The organism is Cobetia sp. BMC6, assembly GCF_029991385.1.
Taxonomy (GTDB): domain Bacteria; phylum Pseudomonadota; class Gammaproteobacteria; order Pseudomonadales; family Halomonadaceae; genus Cobetia.
Window position 1 is genome coordinate 312813 of the sequence record NZ_JAKUMF010000001.1, and the last position, 23261, is coordinate 336073.

The following is a 23261-nucleotide window of genomic DNA, read 5'->3' on the forward strand; positions in this document are numbered from 1 at the left end:
CGCCTCACGCCATCTGCTGGCGGATGGTGGGCAGGCGCTGCTCGACCAGCGCGACGAAGGCCTCGATCACCGGACGGGCCGGTGTGGTGGGGTAGTGCAGCTCCAGCGGTACCGCGCCGAGTGCCGGGCGCAGGGGAATGAACTGGCAGCCATCACGTTGCAGGCGGCGAATGCAGCCGGGCGCGATGGCGACTCCCAGTCCCGCCGCGACCTCACTGAGCAGTGTCTGCATCAAGGCCGGTTGTCGCTGGATGCGTGGTGAGAAGCCGGCATCGCCGCAGGCACTGATGATCTGATCGAACAGCCCCGTCGCCTGCCCGCGCTGAAACAGCACGAAATCCTCCTGCGCAAGCTCGCTGAGAGCCAGTCGCTTGCGGTGCGCCAGACGATGCCCCTCGGGTACCACCGCCATCAGCCTATCCTCGTAGACTGCCACGGCGGTCAGGCTGTCACGCTGCTCGCTGGGGAGCGGGCGCGACAGCCCGATGTCGATCTCGTCACGCGCGAAGGCATCCAGCTGCTGCTGGGCACTCATCTCATGCAATGACAGGCTGACCTCGGGATGGTCGCTGACGAAGTCGCGCATCAGTCCGGGCACGAAGCTTGCGCAGGCCGAGCTCATGTAGCCGATGCGCAGTGTGCCGGTCTGGCCGCTGGCAGCCATCGCCACGCGCTTGCGTGCCTGTGCCTCAAGCGCCAGCATGCGCTGCGCTTCTTCAAGCAGGGCCTCCCCCGGTGCCGTCACCTTCACTTCCCGCGTATTGCGCCACAGCAGGCTGACGCCCAGCTCGGCTTCGAGGTCGGCGATCTGGCGGCTGATGGCGGGTTGCACGGTATGCAGCTCACGGGCGGCGGCCGAGAAACTTCTGTGCGTCGCCACCGCGACGAAGGTTTTCAGTGTGCGGAGTTCCATGCCGGCCCTCGTGGCTGATTGATGTCCAGTCAGTATAAGTCATATCAAGTATTGTCATTTCTATTATAAGCCTGCACTCGCTAGTCTGAAGGCCTGCCAAGCCTCCCTTCTTCAGTCTCTGCCGTCTCGCCTTGTCTCCTGTTTCTGGCTGATTGCCGCTGGCCTTGCCTCGCGAGCACGCAAGCCAGCGAGAAGGCGGGACGCGTAGCGGCTGACAGGAGGGTTCTGAATTCGAGTGGAGCCAATATGACGACATCAACGAGTGGAGTGGCCGCGCAGGATACGCGCGGGGCCTCACAATCGCTTTCTGCCGGCGGCCGTTTCACGCTGCTGGCCATTGCCTGTCTGACCATCATGGTGGGCACCGTGGTCGCGCCGGGGCTTCTGAGCATCGCTTCGGCGCTTGAGGTGGAGAGCCATGCCAGCTGGCTGATCACCCTGCCGTCGCTGGGTGCCGTGCTGTTTGCCCCCATCGCGGGGCGCATGATCGATCGTATCGGTGCCTATCGCGCGCTGACAGGCGGGCTGTTTCTGTATGGTCTGCTGGGGGCAGGCGGTGCCCTGCTGGAAGGCATGGTGTCGGTATTTGCCGATCGCATCCTCTTGGGGGGCGTGACCGCGCTGGTGATGGCGGGGGGCACCACGCTGATCTCCGAGTGGTACCACGGCCATGCGCGTCTGGCGATGATCGCCCAGCAGGGCATGTCCATCGAGCTTGGCGGGGTGATCTTCCTGTTCGTCAGTGGTGTGCTGGCGGGGTTTGCCTGGCAGCTGCCTTTCCTGCTCTATCTGCTGGCGTGGCTGCTGCTGGCCATGCTGTGGATGATGGTGCCGAGGCAGTCACCTGCAGCCCCTGATGAAACGGCTGGCCAGTCGGGTCAGCAGGCGCTGTCAGCTTCGCTCACCAGTGTCTATCTGGCGGCGGCCATGGCCATGACCCTGTTCTTCACCGCCATCGTCATGCTGCCCAAGCGCCTGAGCCTGCTGGGGCTGAACGAGGCCTCCACCGGCATCTTCCTGGCGGCGATCTCGCTGGTCGCGGTGGTGGCAGCGATGCTGATGCCAAAGGTCTCACGTGCCTTGCGCGAGATGCCGACGCTGGTACTTGCCTTCCTGCTCTATGCCGGCAGCCTGTTCGTCTTCCAGCAGGCCGAGAACATGACCCTGATGAGTGTCGGGGCCGTCTTGTCCGGCATGGGCTTCGGCTTCTCGATCCCGTTGCTCAACCACATGACGGTGGAGCGCAGCCACGCCTCGGTGCGCGGTCGCAATCTCTCCTACCTGACGATGGCGATCTTCCTGGGACAGTTCCTGACGTCCTTCCTGGAATTCCTGCCCGGTGACGGTAGCAATGTCTTCGGCGCCGCCGCCGTGCTGGGGCTGATCTTCGCGGTGCTCTATCTGGGCGTGTATCTGCTCAAGCGTGACAGCCGCAGCGCCTGATCGCGGCAGGGGTCACGGAGCTGCACGTCGCAGAGACGAAAAAAGCCCCGCCACCTGAATCTCAGGTGGCGGGGCTTTCGCTGTAATGCCGTGATCATTTGTCGAACAGTACTCTCAGACGGCGAATCATCACCCAGCCCATCAACCCGCGCTTGAGCAGGCTCAGGCCCTTCTTTGGCCGGAACCCGCCCCGCGCCGCGATCAGGCCGCCCACCAGCACCAACGGACCGCGGTATTGCTGGACCTTGGCCCAGCCGCGGTCGATGGGGGCGGTGGCCTCCTTGAGTTCGCGCATCGCATGGCTGACATCGAGGCGCTGCTGACTGATGCGTGCTTCGAGTTCCGCACGCCGGGCGTCACGCGGATGTGCTGACCGGCGTCCGCTCCCCTGTACGGGGGGCAGCGCCGGCTCGCGTCGCGCGAGGGACTGTCTGGAAGAACTCATCTCGTCTCCTTGGCAGGCACTGGCAGGCGGGGCATCAAAGGTTTTCGCGTTGGCGCTGGCGTTCCAGTGCGTCGGCACGCACATCCTTGAGGCTGTCGCTGTCACGGCTCAGGTTGCTGAGCGTGGAACGCAGCAGGCTGCGCTGGGAAGCGATCACCTTGACGCGCCAGGCGATCAATCCCCCCAAGGCCAGCAGGATACCGCCGCTCAGGGCAATGGCCAGCAGGCGATGGGTATCCCAGAAGGCCACGACCACCAGCAGGATCGCCAGGCCGATGCCGAAGCAGATCAGCATCAGGGCGATACCCGACAGCAGCAGCATCACGAACAGCCGTTCGCGTTCTTCCTCGAGCTCCAGCACGGCGAGACGCAAGCGCGTCTCGCCACTCTCGACCAGGCTCGCAGTCAGACGTCGGATGGCGCCAAGTACGCGTTCAACCGGCCCTTGCTCCTGCATCAGCGACGGCCAAGCAGCATGCCGACGACGACACCGGCGGCCGCGCCGATACCGACACTGGTCCACGGATTGTCGTGCACGTAGCGGTCAGCGCAGTCAACGGATTCGCGTGCGCCGGCGGCGAGACGATCGCCCTGGGCGCTGAGGCGGGCGCGGGTGGCTTCCAGGCGAGTCTGGGCGCGGGCGCGGGCTTCCTTCATGCTCTCGCGGGAATCTTCGGCCGAGGCGTGCAGCAGTTCCTCGACGGTCTGGGACAGATGGCGCAGATCTTCCTTCAGCTGGTCGGTGTTGGCACCGGTCGCGGAAGTGGTGTGATCGCCGATCTTTTGCATAGCCATGGTGTAACTCCTTCCCGTATGTCGAATCAGATTTCGCGAATGGTGAGCGCGGTGTTGTCTGCGCTTGACTCTCGAACTCTCTCTTCCCTGGGGCGCCGCAGGCGGCAGGGCATGACCTGAATCCACTTGCACGAGACTTCCTGCAAGTATCGTCAGCACGTCGTCATGACGTGTCTTGCGTGGTCATGCACAAGTCGTGGGGGTCGAATGCGACAAACACAAGGGCAAGACACGCACAGAGCACGATATCGCCATGTCGCGTGCGGGAGGCATGATCTGGATCATGGATGTGCCACCTGGCGCTCATGGGCAGTCCACATGGGCGGTGCATACGGTGAGCAGATGGCAAGACGGGCAGCCTGGGCTGCCCGTTGCGGGAGGGGTATGCGAGTTCCTTGATCAGGTCTCCTGCATCAGAACTCTTGCATCAGGTCTCTGGCGAGCCGGCGAAGAAGGTATTGATCGAGAAGCCCAGGCCAAAGCGATTCACGCTGTGGTCGTAGTCGATCAGGCTCTCACCGTAGCCGTGGTAGTACTGCACGTAGCCACGCACCTTGCCGAACAGCGGGAAGGAGTAGTCGAGCTGGTTGCCGTAGTTGCCCTTGGAGGGGTTGCCACGCACCATCCAGGTGACTTCGTGCTGATCGGAGGTATAGCCGACCGTGATGTCGCCATAGCCGATGTAGTTGTAGAGGTCCGGATTGTCGTCCTCGCCGGACTCCTCCGGTACGCGCCAGTGCGGCGTGACCGCGATGGCCCAGTCACCGTTCTGGAACATCATGTCGGCGTAGACACGGTTCCAGCTGCGCGACAGCGGGTCGGAACGTCCGTTGGACTGATGCGCGAAACCGATGCGGTTGCGGGTATTGGTCCAGCCGAACAACTCATAACGATTGTCGAACTGCAGGAAGGCTTCCGGTTCGTAATTGGTCTCGCGGAACGGCGCCGAGGCATCGGAGTTGTAGGCCTGCCACCAGCTGCGCTGGGTATAGGCGAAGAACAGGTCGCCATTGTCACCGAAGATGTCATCCATCAGCTCGACCTTGAGGCTGAGCTGGTATTTCACCTCGGTCTTGTCCACCTCGCCTTCCCGGGTGACTTCGGCAAAGCCGTTGGCATCCGGGTTGGTGTTGTAGGCCCAGGGCAGCAGGTAGTTGCGCTTGTAGGCGGTGATGGCAAGCGGATTCTTCTCGGCATCGTCCTCGAGAACGACACGCTCCTTGGCACGCTGCTGGGCCAGGCTTTCATCGAGGGGCGCGCCAGGGCTATGGCCTTGCGCCCCCTCGGTTTCAGCCGCCTCCGCCGAGTCGCGAGCGTAGTCCGCATCCTCCCGGTTGGAGAGAAATACCTGCTCGGTACGCGGGTCACTCTCGACGTCCTCCGCCGTGCCTGGCGCAGAAGCTGCCAGTTCGCGCCAGTCAGCCTGACTCATGGCACCCGCACGGGCCTGGGCGGCAGTCATGCCCAGTGCTTCGGGAGCGAAACGCTCGCCGTTGGCCAGTACCACGCGTCCTTCGGCATCCATGGTGTAGGGCACGTCGGCCGCTGCTGGTGCGGCAGCACCCAGCAGTACTGTGGCCAGCACTCCCGAGAGGCGTGCAGGAACGGACCGGAATCCGATGGAGGCAAGGCGGAGGGGCATGGAAGTATCCTGTCGGTTACACCGCGGCGGGGGAGCAGGGCATTATGGAGCAATGCTCATGACATGTCTGCCATTCTACTGGCGGCGCAGTGTCCGGTTCCAGCACGAAGATTCCGACAGGTGCGTCGTCTCGATGCGACGATGCATGTCGCTCACGCTGGCCTGCAAGCAGTGCTTTTTCGTCCTGTCACTCTTTGCTTCATGCTTCACTTCGCTGTCTAGTTCATTCTCTCGTTCATTCTCCCCCTTATCCTTTGCTGGGCGACGCCGGCGGACGTTTGCCGACAAGGATTGCGTGGGATGCAACGCCAGTCGACAATGCGGCCCTTGCCCGCGTCTGCGGCCTGACACGATGTCATTCTGCATGGCTGACGGCGGCCTGGCGGGGCAGCAGAGCCGATGAAAAAGCGCGGTGGTGATCATTGAGGAGACAGCTGTGACAGGTGACAAGCCCTTGAGACTGATGATGTTGGCAGGCGCCTTGCTGCTGATGGTGCTGCTGGCCTGGGTGCCGGCCACGGCCAGTGCGGATGCCCCGAAGCGTGCTGATGTCCAGACTCAGCTTGAAGACCTGCAGAGCGTCGAGAAACCGGATGCCGACACTCGTCAGCGTATCGCGGACCTCAAGGATACCCTGACGGTGCTTGACGACCTCGCCGAGGCCACCAGCAGCCTGAATTCCCTCAAGAGTGAGGTCAAGGAGGCGCCGGCGGAGTTGGCGAAGGCGCAGGCCGAGCTGGCGCGTCTGCCTCAGGACTACACCCCGCCCAGCATCGCGTCACTGGAAGATGAGTCGGTCGAGGCGCTGGACAAGCGCATGACCTCGATCCTCGACTCGCTGCAGAAACTGCAGGACAAGCTGGCCGATACCAACCGGCGCCTGATCAATGCCCAGAGCCTGCCGGAGCGTTCGCGCTCGACCCTGGCCGATGCGCAGCAGCAGGTGCAGCGCCTGCAGACCCAGCTGGGTGGCAACACCGATGCCGACCTGTCCGGTACCGGGCGTGACCTGATCGAGGCCCGCCTGGCATTGGCCGAGACGCGTGGCGAGCTGAGTCATTCAGAGCTCAATTCAAGCTCTCTGCTGCGTGAGCTGGCCCAGGTGCGCAAGACCCTCTACAGCCGCCAGATCGCCAATCTGGAGCAGGGCCTGGAACAGATCCAGACGCTGGTCAACGACAAGCGCCGCAACCAGTCCGAGCAGACCATCGCCGATGCCACCAGTGGCGCGAATGCCGCGCTGGCCGACAATCCCATCTTCCAGCAGGTGCTCAACCGCAATCGCGAGCTCAGCAGCCAGTTGCTGGCGATCACCGATCGCGTCAACGCCGTGATTCGCGATGGGCTGGAGGTGCGCACCCAGCTTGATCGCGTCACCCAGGTCGAGCGCACCATGAGCGAGCAGATCGAGGCCATCAAGGGCAGCGTCCTGCTGGCACGTATCCTTCGCGAGCAGCAGAGCCGCCTGCCGCAGGTCGATGTGCGCAAGGACTTGAAGGAAGAGATCGCCGACCTGCGCCTCAAGCAGTTCGAGCTCAACAAGGTGCGCGAACAGCTCGCCGATATTCCGGGCTATCTCGATTCGCACGTGCTGGGCGAGGCCGCGGCGCTGGAGCGCCCCGGCGGCAATGCCGATGTCAGTCAGGTCAGCGCCGAGCTGCGTCAGGCGTTGATCGGTCAGCTGGAGGCGCGCAAGGAGCTGGTCGACAAGCTCGACAAGGAATACGACAGCCTGCTGGCACGCGCCATTGATCTGCAGCTCAACCAGCAGCAGTTGCTCGAAGTCTCCGGACGCCTGCGCCAGACCATCGAGGAGCAGCTGTTCTGGGTCGCCAATGGCAAGCCGCTGGATCTGGAATGGCTGTCACGCACCCCGGAAATGCTTGCCGAGGAGCTCAAGCCCACCGTCTGGCGCGGCGTGGTGGCGGGGCTGTCCAAGGGCTTTCAGCTCAGTGACCTGTGGGTGGCGCTGCCGGGCTTGCTGCTGCTGATCTTCATCACCTGGAAGCGTTCACGCATCCGCGCGCGCCTGGCGGATCTGCATGCCCAGATAGGGCGTCTGAAGCAGGACACCCAGCTGCATACGCCGCGCGCCATTCTGCTCAACGTCCTGCTGGCCATTCCTGGCGCGCTGGCGCTGGCGCTGATCGGCGGTGTGCTATCGCTGGGTGAAGGTCTCATGCTGTGGGCGCTGGGGCAGGCACTGTTGAAGCTGTCGCTGGCGTGGGGCATCTTCGCCATCTTCCGCCGGTTGCTGGTCAAGGACGGCGTCGCCGAGCGTCACTTCCAGTGGCCGGCCACCTACGTGGCGGAGCTGCGTCGCCATATCTGGTGGCTGGGTTTCGCGCTGCTGCCGGTGGTGCTGACCACCAACATCATCAGCGAGGCTGACCTCAATCTGCTCGAGCGTCCGCTGGGGCTGGCCATTCTGTTCGTGGGCCTGATGGCGATGAGCTTCTGTCTCTCGCGGCTTATTCTGGCGCATGTGCCTTTCTTCGGGCTCAAGCTGTTCCGGCTGATTCTGGGCCTTGCGATGGCGCTGGTGCCGGTGGCGCTGGGCGTGCTGATCTGCCTCGGTTACGAGTACACCGCGCTGCGCCTGTGTGGCCGCTTCATCACCACCATCTTCCTGTTCGGGGCCTGGATTCTGGTGGAAGCCACCGTGGTGCGCGGTCTGGCAGTCGCCGCGCGGCGACTGGCCTATCGTCGCGCCGTGGCGCGTCGCCGCGCCCAGGTTCAGGAGGGCGCCGAAGGCGGTGTCGAGGTGGTGGAAGAGCCGCCGCTGGACATGGAGCAGGTCAACTCCCAGTCACTGCGTCTCTCGAAGCTGATCCTGGTCATCAGCTTCCTGGCGATCTTCTATGTGGTGTGGGCCGACCTGCTCAATGTGCTCAGCTATCTCGACAGCGTGGTGGTGTGGGAAATCGCCGCCTCCGTCGAGGGTGATTCGGCGACGCCCATCTCGCTGGCGGATCTGATCGCGGGCATGATCACCCTCGCCGTGGCGGTGATGATGGCGCGCAACCTGCCGGGCTTGCTGGAGGTCTCGATCCTGTCGCGGCTCGAGCTCAAGCAGGGCTCGAGCTACGCGATCACTTCGCTGCTGTCCTACGTGATCATGGCGACCGGCTTCGTGATGACATTGGGCAGCATGGGTGTCAGCTGGGACAAGCTGCAGTGGCTGGTGGCGGCATTGAGTGTCGGGCTGGGCTTCGGTCTGCAGGAGATCTTCGCCAACTTCATCTCGGGCCTGATCATCCTGTTCGAGCGCCCGGTGCGCATCGGCGACACCATCACCATCGGCAACCTGCATGGCACGGTCAATCGCATCCGGATCCGTGCCACCACGGTGACGGACTTCGATCGCAAGGAGATCATCATTCCCAACAAGGTGTTCGTCACCGATCAGCTGATCAACTGGTCGCTGTCGGACAACGTCACGCGGGTGGTGCTCAATTTCGGTGTCGCCCATGGCAGTGATCTGGATCTGGCGCATCGGCTGCTGATGCAGGCCGCCCAGGAAAACAGGCGAGTGCTCAAGGATCCGGAGCCGCTGGTATTCTGCCTGTCCTACAACCAGGACAACTTCGGCTTCGAGTTGCGCATCTATGTCAATGACCTGACCGATCGCCTCTACGCCACCGATGAGATCAACCGCTGGGTGGATGCACGCTTCCGTGAGCATGGCCTCAAGGTCGCCTTCCAGCAGATGGATGTCTGGCTGCATCGTGACGATGGCACCGAGCGTCTCGTCGAGCAGCGCAGCGCCTCGGCGGAGCCGTTGCGCCCCGCCAGCGGCTCACCGGAAAGCAGCGAGACGGAAAGCACCGAGTATCAGAGCAGCGAGCACCGGGAAGGGGGGGCACTGATCGCGCGTCGCAAGCCCACTGAGGGCCTGGCTGGCCGTGAGGATGTCGGGCTGCGCGAGGCCGCACCGGACCCCGATGGTAGTGATGGCGGCGGAGATGCCGGCGATCGCTGACGCTGAACCTTCCCGCTTGTCTCATTGAATGCCGCATGGCATCACGCTCAAGGCGCCCCGTGGGGCGCCTTGAGCGTGATGGGCTCGGTCCTGTGTCCAGTCCGTTTACAGAACGGGAGGGGCTAGCCAGCCCTGACGACACGCATCATTGGTTCAATTCTGGCGGCGTGGCTGACGGGGGGTGACTCTGATTCTGGCCCTTGCCCTGGCTCGCTTCACTGGCAAAGGGAGCAGGGGCCTCGAATTCCAGTACCCAGCGGCTCAGGAAACTGGCCTGCTTGAGGCGATCGAGTGTCGCCAACAGGCCCGGGCCGATCTCGATCGGGCGTAGCGCATCGCCCAGTTGCTCGCGCATATGCTGTGCGCTGCCCTCGCCACTCACCTCGGGGTGCAGTGCGCCCAGCTGGCTGTCGCTGGCCACCGCCTGCTGACCCTCCAGACTCAGCCACCAGTCGAGAAAGGCCTCACCGGCCTCGGGGTGAGGAGCCTGCTGGGGGACGAAGGCCAGCCGGCGCTGAATCAGCACGTAGTCTTCCGGCACGATCACCACCAGCTCCGGGTGGGCGCGGGCGAAGGTCACCGCATAGGGGCCGACCAGGTTGTAGGCGATGTCCACCTCGCCGCTGGCCAGTGCTTCGAGCATGGCGCCGCTGGTGCTGACCAGTCTGGCATCGGCCTGACCCATGGCGCGTACCAGCGTCCAGTAGCGCGGCGATTGACGGGCATCGGACACGGCATAGGTAAAACCGGAGCCGCTGCGGCGCGGGTCATAGCTGATGATGCGACCGCGTAGCTGCTCGCGGCGTGTCTCGAGGAGATGCCAGAAATCGCGATGGCTGCGCAGCACATCGAGGGGGTTGCGCAGGCCGTCGAGGTCCGCCAGTCGCTTGAGCGCATCACGTCGCGCCACCATCACGATCGGCTCGAAGCTCATCGCATACAGCTCATTGCGCCAGCGTGAGTTGGCCGGCCAGGCGGCCAGATTTGGTGCGTCGAGTGCCAGGGCGTGCCCCTGGTTGGCGAGTCGGTACTGCAAGCCCATCGCCGAGGAAATCATCAGGTCGGCCTGCGGCGTCAGCGGTGCCTGCAGATACTGTGCTTCAAGCCCCAGGGCGGAGCGATTGACGTAGTGCAGCACTCGCTCAGGGTGCTGGCGGCTGTAACGCAGCAGCAGCGGACGAATCTCGGGCAGATCCAGCGCGGCGTGGATCGTCAGGTCGGCCGCGAGGCTGGCGCCACTGTCAGGCGCGGGCGCCGTGAGTGGCTGGCCGCCCTGCAACCACAGCGATTGATGCTCTTCGAGCAGCGGATCGAAAGCCGCCCGGGTCGCCGCCTGACTGACGGGGCTCACAAGCATGGCCAGCGCGAGGCAGGCCGTCAGTCGTCCAGCGCGCCGTCTGCCCGAGCGGTGATTGTCAGAAAGCTGTCGTCCGGTTGGCGGTCGTCTCACTAGCATGCTGTGCCTCCTGTCCTGGCAGGCTTGCCGGCCTGTGCTGATTCATCATCCCCATCCATTCTCACCTCAGGCGCTGCACAGGGTGCCAGATGCAGACTGACGCATAGCCCGCAGGACGCGCCTGGCTCGTTTGCATCGTTTGCGCGGGATGCAGAGTCAGCAGCCTGCGTCACGCTGCGTGCTGTCGAGTCGCTGAGCGTCAGGCGCGCATCGTGGTGTCGCGCGATGCCATCGACGATCGCCAGCCCCAGTCCGGCTCCCTCGTGATGCTTGAGCTCATCGTGCTGCTGCGCCGGCGTCTGGACATGACTGTCGGGCTGGGTGTTGCGGTGGAAGGGGCGCAGCACCAGCAGGCGCCGTTCGGCATCGATGCCCGGGCCGTCATCCTCGACACTCAGCCGCCAGCGGCCCGCCAGTGTGGCACTGTCCGCTTGCGCTGGTAGAGCATCGCTCGGCGCCGCCATCCGGCTCAGGGTGAGTGTGACGGTGCGCGCGCCGTGCTTGCAGGCATTGTCGATCAGGTTGGCCAGTGCTTCCTCGAGCTGCCACTCGACGCCCAGCGTCCAGGCGGCGCCATCGATATCCGGGGCGATCTCGAGGCCGAGGTCCACCCCGGCGCGATCACAGCGCAGGAACAGGCGGCTGACGGTGGCGCGCGCCAGCGCTGACAGCTCCAGCGGCACGCGCGGCGGCTGCACTTCCGGGTTGTTGAGTCGTGTCAGCGACAGCAGTTGATTGGCCAGATGTGCGGTATGGCTGGCGGTGGCCTGCATCTGGCCCAGCGCGGCATGCCAGGCGCTGGGGTCCTGCTGACGCAGTGCCAGCTCGGCGTGAGCGGAGAGTCCCGCCAGCGGGGTGCGCAGCTGGTGGGAGGCATCACCGATGAAGCGCTCCTGATTGGCGCGCACGCGGCGCATGCGCGCCAGCAGGTCATTGATGGTGTGCTTGAGTTCTTCGAGCTCGCGCGGCAGGGGCAGGTTGAGCGGCGCTAGGCTGCGAGAGTCACGTTCGCGAATGGCGCGACGCAGCCGGGTCAGCGGTGATAGCGCCAGCCGTACGCCGGTCAGCACCACCAGCAGCGCCAGCGTGGCCATGCCCGCCAGACGCACCAGCGAGCCACTGAACAGCTCACGCGTCAGGGTGTCTCGCCCCTCGCGGGTATGGGCGACGCGAATGCTGTAGCGCTGGCCGTGGCGTGGGTCATCGCCCCAGCCGCCCAGCCGGGTGTCGAGGCTGCCCAGCCGCAGTGCCTGCCCCTGCCAGGCGATATCGCGAAACGACAGCTCTCCGCTGCGTCCGAGCGATTCCTGTGGGGTCAGGCGACCATCGGCGGCGCGATTGGCGTCCGGCAGGTGGGTATTGCCGGTGACCTGCTCGCCATCGGCGTCCACCAGGCTGTAGAAGACGCGCTCCTGGGCGTCGGTTGCCAGCATCTCGAGGGCGGCGGGCGGCAGATCGAGCCACAGCTGGCCGTCCTGCCATTTGACCTGCTCCGCAATGGTGACCAGCGCGGCCTCCAGCAGCCGGTCATAGGCGCGGTCCGCTGCCTCGCGCGCCGACAGGAATGCCTGCACCAGCAATAGCGTGCCCAGCGCCAGCAGGGGCAGCAGCAGCCAGCTCAGCAGGCGCCGATAGAGGCTGATGCTGCGTTTTGCCGCCGTCTGCGGGCGTGGTGAGGGGGCGGAATTCAAGCGCTGCCGTCCGTGGTCTGTTCCAGTAGATAGCCAAGGCCCCGGATGGTGCGCAGATTGACGTCGCTGCCTTCCAGGCGCTTGCGCAGGCGATGCACATATACCTCGATGGCGTTGTCGCCCACGGCTTCCTCCTCGCCGAAGGCCTCACGGGTCAGGCGCGCCTTGTCCACCGGCTCGCCGGCATGCTGGATCAGACAACCCAGCAGGCGCTGTTCGCGGGGCGGCAGCGCCAGTGGGGAATCGGCGATCAGAAAGCGTGCATTGAGTGGCTCGAAGGCCAGGCTGCCGAGGGTCAGGCGTGGGGCGATGCCCGGCGAGGGCGCTGGCTGCTGACTGGCCTGCTGGCTGGCCTGAAGAGTGACATGGCGGCGCAGCAGGGCGCGCACGCGGGCTTCCAGCTCATCGAGCACGAAGGGTTTGGCAAGATAGTCATCGGCGCCCAGGTCCAGCCCGCGCACGCGATCTTCGATGGCGCCGCGCGCGGTGAGAATCAGCATCGGTGTCTGGCGGTCGTGCTGGCGCAGCGCGGCGAGAATCTCGAGCCCGGAAGCGCCGGGCAGGTTGAGGTCGAGCACGATCAGCGCGAAGCCGTGATCGCGGTGGGTCGACAGGCATGCAAGTGCCGCAGCGCCATCGGCCAGGTGGGTGACCGCAAGGCCCTCGGCGGAAAAGACGCTGCATAGCGTGCTGGACAACAGGGCGTCGTCCTCGACCAGCAGCAGGGCCGGGGGCGGTGCGGTGGCTGGGCCACGCGCTGAGGCGTCAGCCGCTGAATCGTCAGCCGTTGAGCCGTCAGCCGCTGAGGGGAGTGAGTCGGGAGAAGTCATCCGGGCTCCGCAAATGCGCGTGAGGTACGCGACAAGAGTGATGAGAGTCAGGCTCAGGACCGGTCTGCGACCTGCAGTGGCCGCTTGAAGGCGTAATAATGCCTCAAACAGGCAGCCAATGGCGCTTGCGCCAGCGTATCATTGGTGGCCTGTTTCGTGTCGCTGACAAGGAAGCCAGCATGCCATTCATTCCGCTGCAGCGCCTCAAGGTGCGCGCCTCTCGTCTCTCGCCAGCCCATTGGCTCACGGCTGTCATGTCGCTCAGGGCTGCTATCTCGCTCACGGCTGTCACGTCGCTCAGGGCTGCCGTCTCGCTCAAGGCTGACGCGCCGCTCAGGCCGCTGCTGACCTCACTGTCGCTGGGCGTGGTGGGTGGTTGGCTGTTCCAGCTCACCGGCATGCCGCTGGCGTGGATGCTGGGGCCGCTGGTCGCCAACCTGCTGGGCGCGATGGCCGGGTTGAGGCTCGGTGTGCCGGACCGCCTGCGCAACCTGTTTCTGGGCGTACTGGGTCTGACGCTGGGCGCGCGCGTCTCACCGGAGCTGGTCTCGCACCTCTCCAGCTGGTGGTTGTCGGCGTTGCTGCTGCTGGCGGGGGTATGGGCCTCGACGCTGGCCTGCGCCGCCTGGTATCGCCGCTGTGGTTTTGACGCCACCAGCGCGTGGTTCTCCTCGGTGCCCGGTGCGCTGACGGCGATGGTGGTGATCGGCGAGCGCATCGGTGGCGACCCGCAGCGCATCGCGGTGGCGCAATCCTTGCGAGTGCTGCTGGTGATCATGATTCTGCCGCCGCTCTATTGGGTGCTGGAAGGTGCGTCGGGCACGCCCGGCATTGGCAGGGATGTGGCGGTAAGCGGCCTGTGGTTGATCGCGGTGCTGCCGATTCTGCTACCCCTGGCCAGGCGACTGCGCATACCGAATGCCTCGCTGCTGGCGCCGCTGTTGTTGGCGCTGGTGCTGTCGCTTGGCGACGTGGTGCGTTTCTCGCCACCGGTGTGGGGCACCGATGTCATGCAGCTGGTACTGGGCTGCGCCATCGGGGCGCGCTTCAAGGGTCTTGCGCCGCGGGTGCTGGTCGGGGTGATGGGCCAGTCGGGCGTGGCGACCCTGATTTCGCTGTCGGTGCTGGGCTGCTTTGCCGAATTGATCCATCAGCTGATGGGGGTGCCACGTGACGTGGCCTTCCTCGCCCTGGCCCCTGGCGGTATCGGCGAGATGGCGCTATTGGCGGTGGCGCTCGATCTCGACCCGATATTCGTCGCCTTCCATCACCTTCTGCGCCTGATCGTCCTGATGCTGTTGCTACCCGTGATGGCGCGTCATTTCCGTCACCGCCATGCGCGTGAGGCAACGCTATAGCCCGCGGCGCGATCTCCCCTTGTGAGGGCGGCGATGCGCTGTTATAGTGTGCGCCTTGATCACGCCAAGTGCTTGAAGTTCAAGCGATTGGCTCGGTAGTTTACCAAATGATCATGTTTGTGGTGGCCCTGTCGGTCCTCCCGCAATGCTAGGCTGCAAACCCCGCCAGGCCCGGAAGGGAGCAACGGTAGTGGCTGACGCGTGTGCCGGGATGTGGCTGATGGGGCCGCCTCCATTTCAGGGCCCTGAAAATGGCTGCTCGTGAAATGTCCGCATCATCCCGCCTGCTGTGCAACGCTCCATCGCAACCCCTTGCAAGACCTTCGCTTCACGCTGCCTGAAGCCTTTCGCCACACCCTCGCTGTCTGAACCTGTCATCTCCTGCCTGACCCGAGCCCCGCTTGGCGTTTCGTCGTACCCGTAATTCGGGGGCGCACCACGCCTGTCATCCGGCGTCGTGCCCTCAATCCTGATGCGCAAGTGGCATCGCGCTTTGAAGCCACACGGCAAGTCGCTAGAATGAGCGCATTCTCAGCGAGGCCACGTCATCGGTCTCCGTCTGTCGATCGTCGGGGGTAACGCCCAGCCGGGTCGTGCAGATTTCAGCTCATGTTTCAGATCGCCCAAGGAATGCCCCGCTCAATGAGCTATCAGGTATTGGCGCGCAAGTGGCGCCCGCGCAATTTTCACGAACTGATCGGTCAGGAGCATGTCAGCCGTGCGCTGGTCAATGCCCTCGATCAGGGGCGCCTGCACCATGCCTATCTGTTCACCGGGACCCGCGGTGTCGGCAAGACGACGCTGGCACGCATTCTGGCCAAGTGCCTGAACTGCGAAGAGGGCGTCAGCTCCAGGCCGTGTGGCGTGTGTGGCACCTGTCGCGAGATCGATGATGGCCGCTTCGTCGACCTGATCGAAGTCGACGCCGCCTCGCGGACCAAGGTCGAGGACACGCGTGAGCTTCTGGACAACGTCCAGTACGCGCCGACCCAGGGCCGCTACAAGGTGTATCTCATCGATGAGGTGCACATGCTGTCGACCCACAGTTTCAATGCGCTGCTCAAGACGCTGGAAGAGCCGCCGCCCCATGTGAAGTTCCTGCTCGCGACCACGGATCCGCAGAAATTGCCGGTCACCATCCTGTCGCGCTGCCTGCAGTTCACGCTCAAGAACATGCCACCGGTGCGCGTGGTCGAGCACCTGTCTGACATTCTCGCTCGCGAGGAAGTCAGCTTCGAGGAAGACGCACTTTGGCTGCTCGGCAAGGCCGCCGATGGCTCGATGCGTGACGCCATGAGTCTGACCGATCAGGCGATCGCCTTCGGCCATGGTCAGGTACGGCGCGAAGATGTCGCCGCCATGCTCGGCACGCTGGATCACCGCCATGTGCTGGCGCTGCTGGAGTGTCTGGCCTCGCTGGACGCCGCGAGTCTGCTGGCGGAGGTCGCGACACTGGCCGAGCAGGGGCCGGACTACGGCGGGGTGCTGGACGACATGGCCTCTGTCTTCCATCGCCTGGCGATCGCCCAGATGGTGCCGAGCGCCCTGGACAACGGGCATGGCGACCGTGATGCGCTGCTGGCGCTGGCCAGCCGTTTCACCGGTGAAGACGTGCAGCTCTATTACCAGATCGCCCTGCAGGGGCGTGGCGACATGGCCAACGCCCCGGATGCGCGCACCGCGCTGGAAATGACGCTGCTGCGCATGCTGGCCTTCCGCCCGCAGGGCGTGCCGCGCCCGGCGCAGACGCCGCTGCCGATGACCGGCCAGGCGGAGGGGGCGAACGCGCCTGGCGCTCAAGCCCCGGCGCCTGTTCAACAGGCTCCTGTTCAGCAAGCTCCGGCTCAGCAGGCCCCTGTTCAAGAAGCCCCGGTTCAGCAGGCTCCTGTTCAAGAAGCCCCGGCTCAGCCTCAGCAAGCGCCGGCGGCCCCGGTGGCGCCCGCGCCCCAGCATGCCGCATCAGTGGCCGCGCCAGCGACCGACGCACAGCCGCCGATGGCCGACGAGCCGCCCCCGTGGGCGACGGAGGACGTTCCGCAGGACGCCCGGGATGCCGGCTTTCGCGACGTAGCGCAAGACGCGCCTCAGCCAGCGGCCGCGCCGGTGTCGGCGCCAGCGCCAGAACAGACGGCAGCTCGCGCACAGGCGCCCGCTGCGCCCAGTTCGGCGATGTCACGCCTGAGTGCCGCCTTCGGTTGCGCGCCAGCACAGCCAGAAGCTGCTGAGTCATCGGCTCCGCAGCCCGCTGAAGCCGTACCAGCAGCACTAGAGCCCGCTGAACCTGTACCAGCAGCGCTAGAGCCCGCTGAGTACTCAGCGCCAGCACAACCCGAGCCCGCTGCATCGCCGGCGCCTGAGCCGGTCGCAAACGAGCCAGCCGTGGCAGCGCAACCGATGCCGGAGCCGGCACCCGCACCTGTGGCTGCGCCCACGTCAGCCCCGAGCGCCCCTAGTGCCGATGGTCGCTTGAATCACGCCGCATGGCTGGAGCTGTTCCCCTCGCTGGGGCTGGGCGGCATCACGCGCAATATCGGCGCTCATTGCCTGGTCGAGCACGACGACGGCACCCACCTCAAGTTGAGGCTGGACCCCGCCCAGTCGGCGATGATGGCCGAAGTCCACCAGGAGCGCATTCGCAAGGCGCTGGCGGGCCAGGGTGTGGAGCGTGCGCTGGAGATCAGCGTCGCGCCGCTGCCGGAGGGTCTGGAAACGCCGCACAGTCGTCGCATTCGTCTGCTGGGCGAACGTCACGCGCGCGCGGTTGAAGCCTTGCGTGCTGACCCGCATATCCAGTCCATGGAGCAACAGCTGGGTGCTCGTCTGATCGAGGAAAGCGTCAACTCCTTCGAGCCGGACAACTTCTGATCGAGCGTCGGCGGTGCCGGGCATCGCTGACGCTTCCCCGACTTCGCGGTGCGTGTGCCGACAAGGCACGCATACCATAGGCCGGAGGTGCCACGACATGGCACGTCGGGCAGACGGCATTTATCGTTAGGTCATGTTCAACACGTTATTGATGAGGTGAGCCATGTTCGGTGGAAAAGGCGGTATGGGTAACATCATGAAGCAGGCGCAGGAAATGCAGGAGCGCATGCAGAAGGTCCAGGAAGAAGCCGCCAAGGCGGAAGTCCAGGGCGAATCCGGCGCGGGCATGGTCAAGGTCACCATGAACGGTCGTCATGACGTCGCGCGCGTCGAGATCGATCCGAGCCTGATGGAAGAAGACAAGGAACTGCTGGAAGATCTGCTGGCGGCCGCCGTCAATGACGCGGTGCGCAAGGTCGAAGTCAATTCCAAGAAGCAGATGGAAGAGGCGACTGCTGGCTTGAACCTTCCGGCCGGCTTCAAGATGCCGTTCTGATGGGGTTTTCGCCGCTGGTAGATCAGTTGCTGGATGCCTTGCGCGTGCTGCCGGGCGTTGGCCCGCGAACGGCACAGCGCATGGCGCTGCATCTGCTGGAGCGTGATCGCATGGGCGCCGATCGTCTGGTCGGCGTGCTGGGTGAGGCGCTGGAGCGCGTCGGCTATTGCGCGCGCTGCCGCACGCTGACAGAGGAAGAGGTCTGTCAGCTGTGCCTGAGTCCGCGGCGTGATGAGCGCGTGCTGTGCGTGGTGGAATCGCCCGCCGACCAGCTCGCCATCGAGGGTGCGGGAGGCTATGTGGGGCGTTACTTCGTGCTGCACGGTCATCTGTCGCCGCTGGATGGCATCGGGCCCGAGGATATCGGGCTGGATGCGCTGGAGACCCGCGTCCGCGAAAGCCAGATCGAGGAGCTGGTGCTGGCCACCAACCCGACGGTCGAGGGCGAGGCCACCGCACACTACATCGCCGAGCAGCTTCGCGATGTGCAACACGGTGGGCAGCCGCTCAAGCTGACGCGTCTGGCCTATGGCGTGCCGATGGGCGGCGAGCTTGAATACGTCGATGGCGGCACGCTCAGTCGTGCCTTCAGCGGCCGTCTGCCGTTCACCCTCGGCGAGATCTGATGCGATGCCGGTGCCGATGCTCGGCACCGGCATCGATGTCGAGGCAGCTTCTGCAAAAGGCAGCTTCGGTATCAAAGCAACTACAGCAGCACGTCTGCGGGCGTGGTGGTCAGGAACCACCACGCCCGCGGTCGTTTACCGCCCGGTGTCTGGCGAGTGCCCGTCACCTTCAATTACCGCTTGCCCGGGCAAGCCTGTCACCACGAGATTTCCTTGCTGATGAGTGATCAACCCGCCACCGCACTGCTGTCAGAACTCGATTTCGAGGCCGTCTGGATCGAGACCCCCGAGGCGCTGGCTGCTGCCTGTGCAGAACTGGAAGGCGCCGATTGGCTGGCGTTGGACACCGAATTCATCCGCGAGTCGACCTTCTTCCCGATTCCGGCACTGGTGCAGTTGATGGCCGCCCGTGACGGCGAGCTGCCCGGTGCGGACGGCAAGACGCCGCGCATCTTCCTGATCGACCCCACCGTGGTGCCGGCCAGCGAGGCGCTCAAGCGTCTGCTGGGGGCAGAGGGTCCGCTCAAGCTGCTGCACGCCTGTGGCGAGGACATGGAAGTCTTCCTGCGCTGGGCGGGCGTGGCGCCGACGCCGCTGATCGATACCCAGATCGCCGAAGGCCTGACCGGCGGCGAAGCCTCGATGGGCTATCAGCGTCTGGTCGAGCGTGTGGTGGGCGTCACCGTGCCCAAGGAAGAGACGCGTTCCAACTGGCTCAAGCGCCCCTTGAGTCAGGCGCAGTGCGACTACGCCGCGCTGGACGTGCTGTTCCTGCCGCAGGTGTGGTCCGAGCAGCGCGATGCGTTGCTCGAGCTGGGCCGCATGGCCTGGCTTGAAGAGGACTGCCGGGACCCGGGCAGCAGCGGCGGTGCCACACCGGACCCGGAGTACTGGAAGCGTCATCGCAGCCTGTGGAAGCTCTCGCCGCGTGGCCTGGCCGCCTGGCAGGTGCTGTGCGACTGGCGCGAGGAGCAGATTCGTCTGCGCGACGTGCCGCGTTCGCGCCTGCTGGCCGATGCGCAGTTGTTCGGTATCTGTGAGCGACTGCCGACCAATCGCTTCGAACTGGCCAAGGTCGATGGCATGCATCCGCCGCAGATCAAGCGCCACGGGGACACCGTGCTGACGCTGCTCAAGGACGTGGCGATGATCGATGACAGTCAGCTGCCGCGCGTGCCGCCGTCGCCGTTGGCGCCGGAGTGGAAGAACTGCATGAAACGCCTCAAGCGGGAGGTCAATGCGGTGGCCGAGGCACAGCAGCTCAAGCCGGAGATTCTCGGCAAGCGCCGTGACATGGAAGCGCTGGTGATTGCCGATCACGAGGGCGAGCCGCTGCCCTTGCCGCAGGGCTGGCGCGGTGAGCTGCTGGCCGCGCGCCTGGCCAAGGCGCTCGAGAGCTGACGTACGCCGATTCCGTGGGCCAGACTGCAAGGGGCATGCGCGAGGCTCGCGCAGCCTGGCTTGCCAGCAACACAGGTCATGAACAGGCCAGAAACCGATAGTGAGCTCTCGGGTCATGCCCGTGACGCCAGAGCTCGCTGATGCGCGCAAGCGCTGCAAGATGATGGGTAGCCCGATGACAGACGACAAGATGATCTGCGAGATCTACAAGAGCGCCAAGAAGGACGAGATGTACCTCTACGTCGAGAAGGCGCGCGGACTCGAGGATGTGCCGGAATCCCTGCTGGGCATCTTCGGCACGCCGACCCCTTTGATGACACTGCTGATTCGTGCCGACAAGCCGCTGGCGCGCGTTGCCAGCACCACGGTGCTCGAGAAGATTCGCGAGCAGGGCTTCTATCTGCAGATGCCGCCGGCCAAGGAAAACCTCCTCAAGGAGATTGGCGTGACGCCGCCGGAAACGCATTACTGACGCCCTGTCCGGCAGACAAGACCGTACTGATGAAACGACCCTGCTGCCCGGCAGGGCGAGGAGAGCAAGATGAGCGATGTTCCGCAGCCTGACGGCGGAAAGCGTGAGCGTTTCTGGGAGCGCCACGCACTCTCGGAGCTGAATACCGCCGAGTGGGAGGCGCTGTGCGACGGTTGTGGCCAATGCTGCCTGCTCAAGTTCGAGGATGAAGACAGTGGCGATATCGCGGTACTCGATGTCGCCTGTCGCCTGCTGGATGTGCGCAAGGTCAGTTGCCGCGATTATCCCAATCGCGCTACGCGCGTGCCGGGCTGCATTCCGCTGGATGTCGAGACGGTGGGCAAGCTGCGCTGGCTGCCGGAAACCTGCGGCTATCGCCGCCTGAATGAAGGCCGTGAGCTGCCCGAATGGCACCCGCTGTTGACCGGCGATGCCAAGAGCGTCAAGCGTGCCGGGGTCTCGGTGTCACGTTTTGCCGTCTCCGAGGTGTCTGTGCGCCAGCAGGACCTGGAAGACCACATCATCGCGATCATCGACCCCGAGAGCTGAAGCGCGCCGCGGGCGCGTGTCAGATTTCAGGTGGATGCCTTCAGAAAGCGCAGCTCGATGAGCTGCGCTTTTTCGTATCTGGCAATTCGTATCTGGCATTTCGAGTCAGGCATTCACTGGCCTTGTATTTGACGCCTCTGACCCTCAGTCACGGCTTGATCTTCCACATGAGATAATTTGCATGAGTTGATTTGCACGACCCAAGGCGCGGGCGTGCACTCAGGTACACAATGCCTGGTTGAAAATAAATGAACGTTCATTTATTTTGTGGGGATTCGCTCAAGACCAGAACAGATCAGACCAGAGGCAGACGGGCCATGCGCCATCGTGATGAACACAAGCAGCAGGCGTTGCTGGAAGCCACGCTGCATGAGGTGGCCGAGCATGGTTTTGCCGTGACCTCCGTGGCGCGCATCGCGCGTGCCGCCGGCATGTCGCCCGGCACGCTCTATCTCTACTACCGTGACAAGGATGACCTGCTGGAGGCGACCTTTCGTGAGGTCAGCCGTCGGATCATCGCGGTCGCCATCGAGGCCTTCGAGGCCGAGCCTGTAGAGGCGCTCGAGGACGAGCCGTCAACGCTGCCGCCGGCCGCCCAGCAGCTGAAATCGGCACTGTGTCGGGTATGGAATGCCCTGGTGGCATTGGGGCGCCATCAGCCCGCATTGTTCCGCTTTCACGATCAGTTTCTGCACTCTTCCCATATGCAGGATGCCCTGAAGGTGGCCAATCAGGAGCGCGCCGCGCCCTTGCTGGACGCCTTCGCGCTGGGCCAGCAGACCGGCATTCTCAAGCAGATCGATCTCGCCCTCATCGAGGTGTTCATGTTTCGGTCGATCTACAGCCTGCTGCAGGGCTCCGGTTGCCAGGTGCCAGCCATCAGTGATGACAGCTTCGACCAGGCCTTCGAGATGGCCTGGGACGCGATCGCGCTTCGCCAGTGAGGGCAGCCAACCCCGCAGCGCACGCCGGACAGATGACAGATTTTCGCTTGTGCCATTTCATTCCAACGATTCAAGGGCCCGCTGATGAAACTTCGACCTGGTGCCATGCCACACCTGCGTACTCCTTTCGCCTGGCGGGGAGGCCGCGTCCTTCAGCTGTTAGGCGGACTCCTGCTGGCCCTCGGGCTTGCGGCCTGCAGCGAGGCCGAGGCACCGCTGGAGAAGCAGAAGGTGCATCCGGTCAAGTTGCTGTCGTTGTCGGATGAAGGCGGCGGTGTCATCCAGCGCTATCCCGGTGTGGTCGAGGCCTCGGAGCGCTCCAACCTGTCGTTCCGCATCGGCGGTGAGCTGCGCGAACTCAAGGTCCAGGCCGGACAGGAGGTCGAGAAGGGCGAGTTGATCGCCCGTCTGGATGATCGCGATGCCAGAAGCGAGCTCAACAATGCCCGTTCCAGCTTCAATCTGGCGCAGGCGACCTACAAGCGCATGAAGTACTCGGTGGAGAAGGGCGCCATCAGCCGGGCACGCTTCGATGAGGCGCAGGCCGAATTCCAGTCTGCGCAGGCCCAGTATTCCCGGGCGCAGGACCAGCTCAGCTACACCTATCTCAAGGCGCCCTATGACGGGGTGATCGCGCGCGTGCCGGTGGACAACTATCAGGTGGTCGCCGCCCAGGAAACCATCGCCGTGCTGCAGCAGCCGGGGCAGATCGATGTGATCTTCAACATGCCGGAGCGCCAGGTGCGCGCCATCGATCGTGAGCGTGCCGCGGCCGGGCGCCTTGAGGATGCCGCCCTGGCCTGGGTGCGCTTCGGCAGTGGTGAGACGCGCTACCCGGCCCGTTACAAGGAGCACGACACCAGTGCCAGCGAGGGCTCGCTTAGCTATGAAGTCACCCTGACGCTGCCGGAGCCGCAGGACATCACCGTGCTGTCAGGCATGAGCGCCACCGTGGAGCTGGACATGCAGCAGCTGACGGCGGCGACCCAGGGCCAGTGGCGCGTGCCGATCGAGGCGGTGGTCGCTCAGGAGGAAAGCCCGGACCAGCCCGTGGTGTGGCGCTACGTGCCCAAGGGCGGTGACGCCCAGGCGAGCGCATCCATCAACACGGACGCCACCACGGACACCGGCTCAGACGACGGCAGGAATGAGGGCAAGAGCGAGGGCAAGCAGCAGGAAGTCAGCGCCCAGGGCACCGTCGAGGCCGTGCCGGTCACGGTACTGCAGGCCACCGGCGAAGGACTGGTGATCACGGGAGAACTGAGTGCCGGTGACCGACTGGTCACGGCGGGCGCCAGTCGCATGGAAGCCGGGGAGCCTGTGCGTCCCTGGGTCAAGGAAGCGGGGCTCTGA

The 23261-nt window shown here is 64.8% G+C and carries 19 protein-coding genes and 1 other RNA gene; 12 read left to right on the forward strand and 8 right to left on the reverse strand.

The annotated features are described in order from the left end of the window. Positions 1 to 4 precede the first annotated feature (4 nt). The gene (locus MKZ40_RS01375) at positions 5 to 913 is read right to left on the reverse strand and encodes a LysR family transcriptional regulator (RefSeq protein ID WP_175088407.1); all 909 of its coding nucleotides are present in this window, start codon (positions 911 to 913) and stop codon (positions 5 to 7) included. Between the two features lie 246 nt (positions 914 to 1159). On the opposite strand from MKZ40_RS01375, the gene MKZ40_RS01380 reads away from it, so the two are divergent. Next, complete coding sequence (locus MKZ40_RS01380) at positions 1160 to 2356, forward strand: MFS transporter (protein WP_175088408.1); 1197 nt, start codon at positions 1160 to 1162, stop codon at positions 2354 to 2356. A 94-nt stretch (positions 2357 to 2450) separates the two neighbouring features. Here the strand turns inward: MKZ40_RS01380 and MKZ40_RS01385 are convergent, their stop codons facing one another. The 4 genes from MKZ40_RS01385 to MKZ40_RS01400 form a co-directional block, all read right to left on the reverse strand. Beyond that, positions 2451 to 2801, reverse strand: a complete 351-nt coding sequence (locus MKZ40_RS01385) for a YqjK-like family protein (protein ID WP_175088409.1) — start codon at positions 2799 to 2801, stop codon at positions 2451 to 2453. 34 nt (positions 2802 to 2835) lie between these two features. Continuing rightward, complete coding sequence (locus tag MKZ40_RS01390; protein ID WP_043333873.1) at positions 2836 to 3258, reverse strand: phage holin family protein; 423 nt, start codon at positions 3256 to 3258, stop codon at positions 2836 to 2838. Next, entirely contained in the window at positions 3258 to 3596 is a 339-nt protein-coding gene (locus MKZ40_RS01395; RefSeq protein ID WP_082388358.1) for a DUF883 family protein, read from the reverse strand. The genes MKZ40_RS01390 and MKZ40_RS01395 overlap by 1 nt, the downstream gene beginning before the upstream one ends. Positions 3597 to 4023: 427 nt before the next feature. Beyond that, a complete protein-coding gene (locus tag MKZ40_RS01400; protein WP_254626973.1) occupies positions 4024 to 5238 on the reverse strand; it encodes a phospholipase A in 1215 nt (404 codons plus the stop codon). Positions 5239 to 5674: 436 nt separating this feature from the next. On the opposite strand from MKZ40_RS01400, the gene mscK reads away from it, so the two are divergent. Then, a complete protein-coding gene (gene mscK / locus MKZ40_RS01405; RefSeq protein ID WP_282627747.1) occupies positions 5675 to 9220 on the forward strand; it encodes a mechanosensitive channel MscK in 3546 nt (1181 codons plus the stop codon). 145 nt (positions 9221 to 9365) lie between these two features. On the opposite strand, the gene MKZ40_RS01410 is transcribed toward mscK, so the two are convergent. The 3 genes from MKZ40_RS01410 to MKZ40_RS01420 all read right to left on the reverse strand — a co-directional run bounded on the left by MKZ40_RS01410 (position 9366) and on the right by MKZ40_RS01420 (position 13197). Then, a complete protein-coding gene (locus tag MKZ40_RS01410; protein WP_175088410.1) occupies positions 9366 to 10577 on the reverse strand; it encodes an ABC transporter substrate-binding protein in 1212 nt (403 codons plus the stop codon). 92 nt (positions 10578 to 10669) lie between these two features. After that, positions 10670 to 12367 (reverse strand): sensor histidine kinase, encoded by a 1698-nt coding sequence (locus tag MKZ40_RS01415; RefSeq protein ID WP_217485783.1) that lies wholly within the window; start codon positions 12365 to 12367, stop codon positions 10670 to 10672. Then, positions 12364 to 13197, reverse strand: coding sequence for a response regulator transcription factor (locus MKZ40_RS01420; RefSeq protein WP_175088411.1), 834 nt, complete (start codon positions 13195 to 13197; stop codon positions 12364 to 12366). The genes MKZ40_RS01415 and MKZ40_RS01420 overlap by 4 nt, the downstream gene beginning before the upstream one ends. A gap of 179 nt (positions 13198 to 13376) precedes the next feature. Here MKZ40_RS01420 and MKZ40_RS01425 point away from each other — a divergent pair, with 179 nt between their 5' ends. The 10 genes from MKZ40_RS01425 (at position 13377) to MKZ40_RS01470 (ending at position 23261) form a co-directional block, all read left to right on the forward strand. After that, entirely contained in the window at positions 13377 to 14555 is a 1179-nt protein-coding gene (locus MKZ40_RS01425; protein ID WP_254626974.1) for an AbrB family transcriptional regulator, read from the forward strand. Between the two features lie 129 nt (positions 14556 to 14684). After that, an RNA gene (gene ffs / locus MKZ40_RS01430) (signal recognition particle sRNA small type) lies at positions 14685 to 14781 on the forward strand. Positions 14782 to 15197: 416 nt separating this feature from the next. Beyond that, positions 15198 to 17420: a DNA polymerase III subunit gamma/tau gene (gene dnaX, locus MKZ40_RS01435; RefSeq protein WP_175088412.1), complete on the forward strand. Its 2223-nt coding sequence runs from the start codon at positions 15198 to 15200 to the stop codon at positions 17418 to 17420. A gap of 163 nt (positions 17421 to 17583) precedes the next feature. Beyond that, entirely contained in the window at positions 17584 to 17916 is a 333-nt protein-coding gene (locus MKZ40_RS01440) for a YbaB/EbfC family nucleoid-associated protein (protein ID WP_175088413.1), read from the forward strand. Further along, positions 17916 to 18542, forward strand: a complete 627-nt coding sequence (recR, locus tag MKZ40_RS01445; RefSeq protein ID WP_043333870.1) for a recombination mediator RecR — start codon at positions 17916 to 17918, stop codon at positions 18540 to 18542. The genes MKZ40_RS01440 and recR overlap by 1 nt, the downstream gene beginning before the upstream one ends. Before the next feature lie 219 nt (positions 18543 to 18761). Next, positions 18762 to 19943: a ribonuclease D gene (rnd, locus tag MKZ40_RS01450; protein ID WP_175088414.1), complete on the forward strand. Its 1182-nt coding sequence runs from the start codon at positions 18762 to 18764 to the stop codon at positions 19941 to 19943. Positions 19944 to 20058: 115 nt separating this feature from the next. Then, positions 20059 to 20415 carry a YcgL domain-containing protein gene (locus MKZ40_RS01455; RefSeq protein ID WP_306424362.1) on the forward strand — a complete coding sequence of 119 codons (357 nt, stop codon included), beginning with the start codon at positions 20059 to 20061 and terminating at the stop codon, positions 20413 to 20415. A 69-nt stretch (positions 20416 to 20484) separates the two neighbouring features. Beyond that, on the forward strand, positions 20485 to 20964 hold the full coding sequence (locus tag MKZ40_RS01460; protein WP_054555633.1) for a YcgN family cysteine cluster protein: 480 nt from the start codon (positions 20485 to 20487) through the stop codon (positions 20962 to 20964). Between the two features lie 317 nt (positions 20965 to 21281). Then, entirely contained in the window at positions 21282 to 21908 is a 627-nt protein-coding gene (locus tag MKZ40_RS01465; protein ID WP_175088415.1) for a TetR family transcriptional regulator, read from the forward strand. A gap of 84 nt (positions 21909 to 21992) precedes the next feature. Beyond that, complete coding sequence (locus MKZ40_RS01470) at positions 21993 to 23261, forward strand: efflux RND transporter periplasmic adaptor subunit (RefSeq protein ID WP_254626975.1); 1269 nt, start codon at positions 21993 to 21995, stop codon at positions 23259 to 23261.

Bases quoted from the DNA above. Each gene is read 5' to 3' on its own strand.
- MKZ40_RS01375 (WP_175088407.1), bottom strand. From the start codon at position 913: ATGGAACTCCGCACACTGAAAACCTTCGTCGCGGTGGCGACGCACAGA.
- MKZ40_RS01470 (WP_254626975.1), top strand. From the start codon at position 21,993: ATGAAACTTCGACCTGGTGCCATGCCACACCTGCGTACTCCTTTCGCC.
- MKZ40_RS01425 (WP_254626974.1), top strand. From the start codon at position 13,377: ATGCCATTCATTCCGCTGCAGCGCCTCAAGGTGCGCGCCTCTCGTCTC.
- MKZ40_RS01410 (WP_175088410.1), bottom strand. From the start codon at position 10,577: ATGCTTGTGAGCCCCGTCAGTCAGGCGGCGACCCGGGCGGCTTTCGAT.
- rnd (WP_175088414.1), top strand. From the start codon at position 18,762: ATGAGTGATCAACCCGCCACCGCACTGCTGTCAGAACTCGATTTCGAG.
- MKZ40_RS01440 (WP_175088413.1), top strand. From the start codon at position 17,584: ATGTTCGGTGGAAAAGGCGGTATGGGTAACATCATGAAGCAGGCGCAG.
- MKZ40_RS01395 (WP_082388358.1), bottom strand. From the start codon at position 3,596: ATGGCTATGCAAAAGATCGGCGATCACACCACTTCCGCGACCGGTGCC.
- MKZ40_RS01400 (WP_254626973.1), bottom strand. From the start codon at position 5,238: ATGCCCCTCCGCCTTGCCTCCATCGGATTCCGGTCCGTTCCTGCACGC.
- MKZ40_RS01385 (WP_175088409.1), bottom strand. From the start codon at position 2,801: ATGAGTTCTTCCAGACAGTCCCTCGCGCGACGCGAGCCGGCGCTGCCC.
- recR (WP_043333870.1), top strand. From the start codon at position 17,916: ATGGGGTTTTCGCCGCTGGTAGATCAGTTGCTGGATGCCTTGCGCGTG.
- MKZ40_RS01465 (WP_175088415.1), top strand. From the start codon at position 21,282: ATGCGCCATCGTGATGAACACAAGCAGCAGGCGTTGCTGGAAGCCACG.
- MKZ40_RS01380 (WP_175088408.1), top strand. From the start codon at position 1,160: ATGACGACATCAACGAGTGGAGTGGCCGCGCAGGATACGCGCGGGGCC.
- MKZ40_RS01460 (WP_054555633.1), top strand. From the start codon at position 20,485: ATGAGCGATGTTCCGCAGCCTGACGGCGGAAAGCGTGAGCGTTTCTGG.
- dnaX (WP_175088412.1), top strand. From the start codon at position 15,198: ATGAGCTATCAGGTATTGGCGCGCAAGTGGCGCCCGCGCAATTTTCAC.
- MKZ40_RS01455 (WP_306424362.1), top strand. From the start codon at position 20,059: ATGCCCGTGACGCCAGAGCTCGCTGATGCGCGCAAGCGCTGCAAGATG.
- MKZ40_RS01420 (WP_175088411.1), bottom strand. From the start codon at position 13,197: ATGACTTCTCCCGACTCACTCCCCTCAGCGGCTGACGGCTCAACGGCT.
- MKZ40_RS01390 (WP_043333873.1), bottom strand. From the start codon at position 3,258: ATGCAGGAGCAAGGGCCGGTTGAACGCGTACTTGGCGCCATCCGACGT.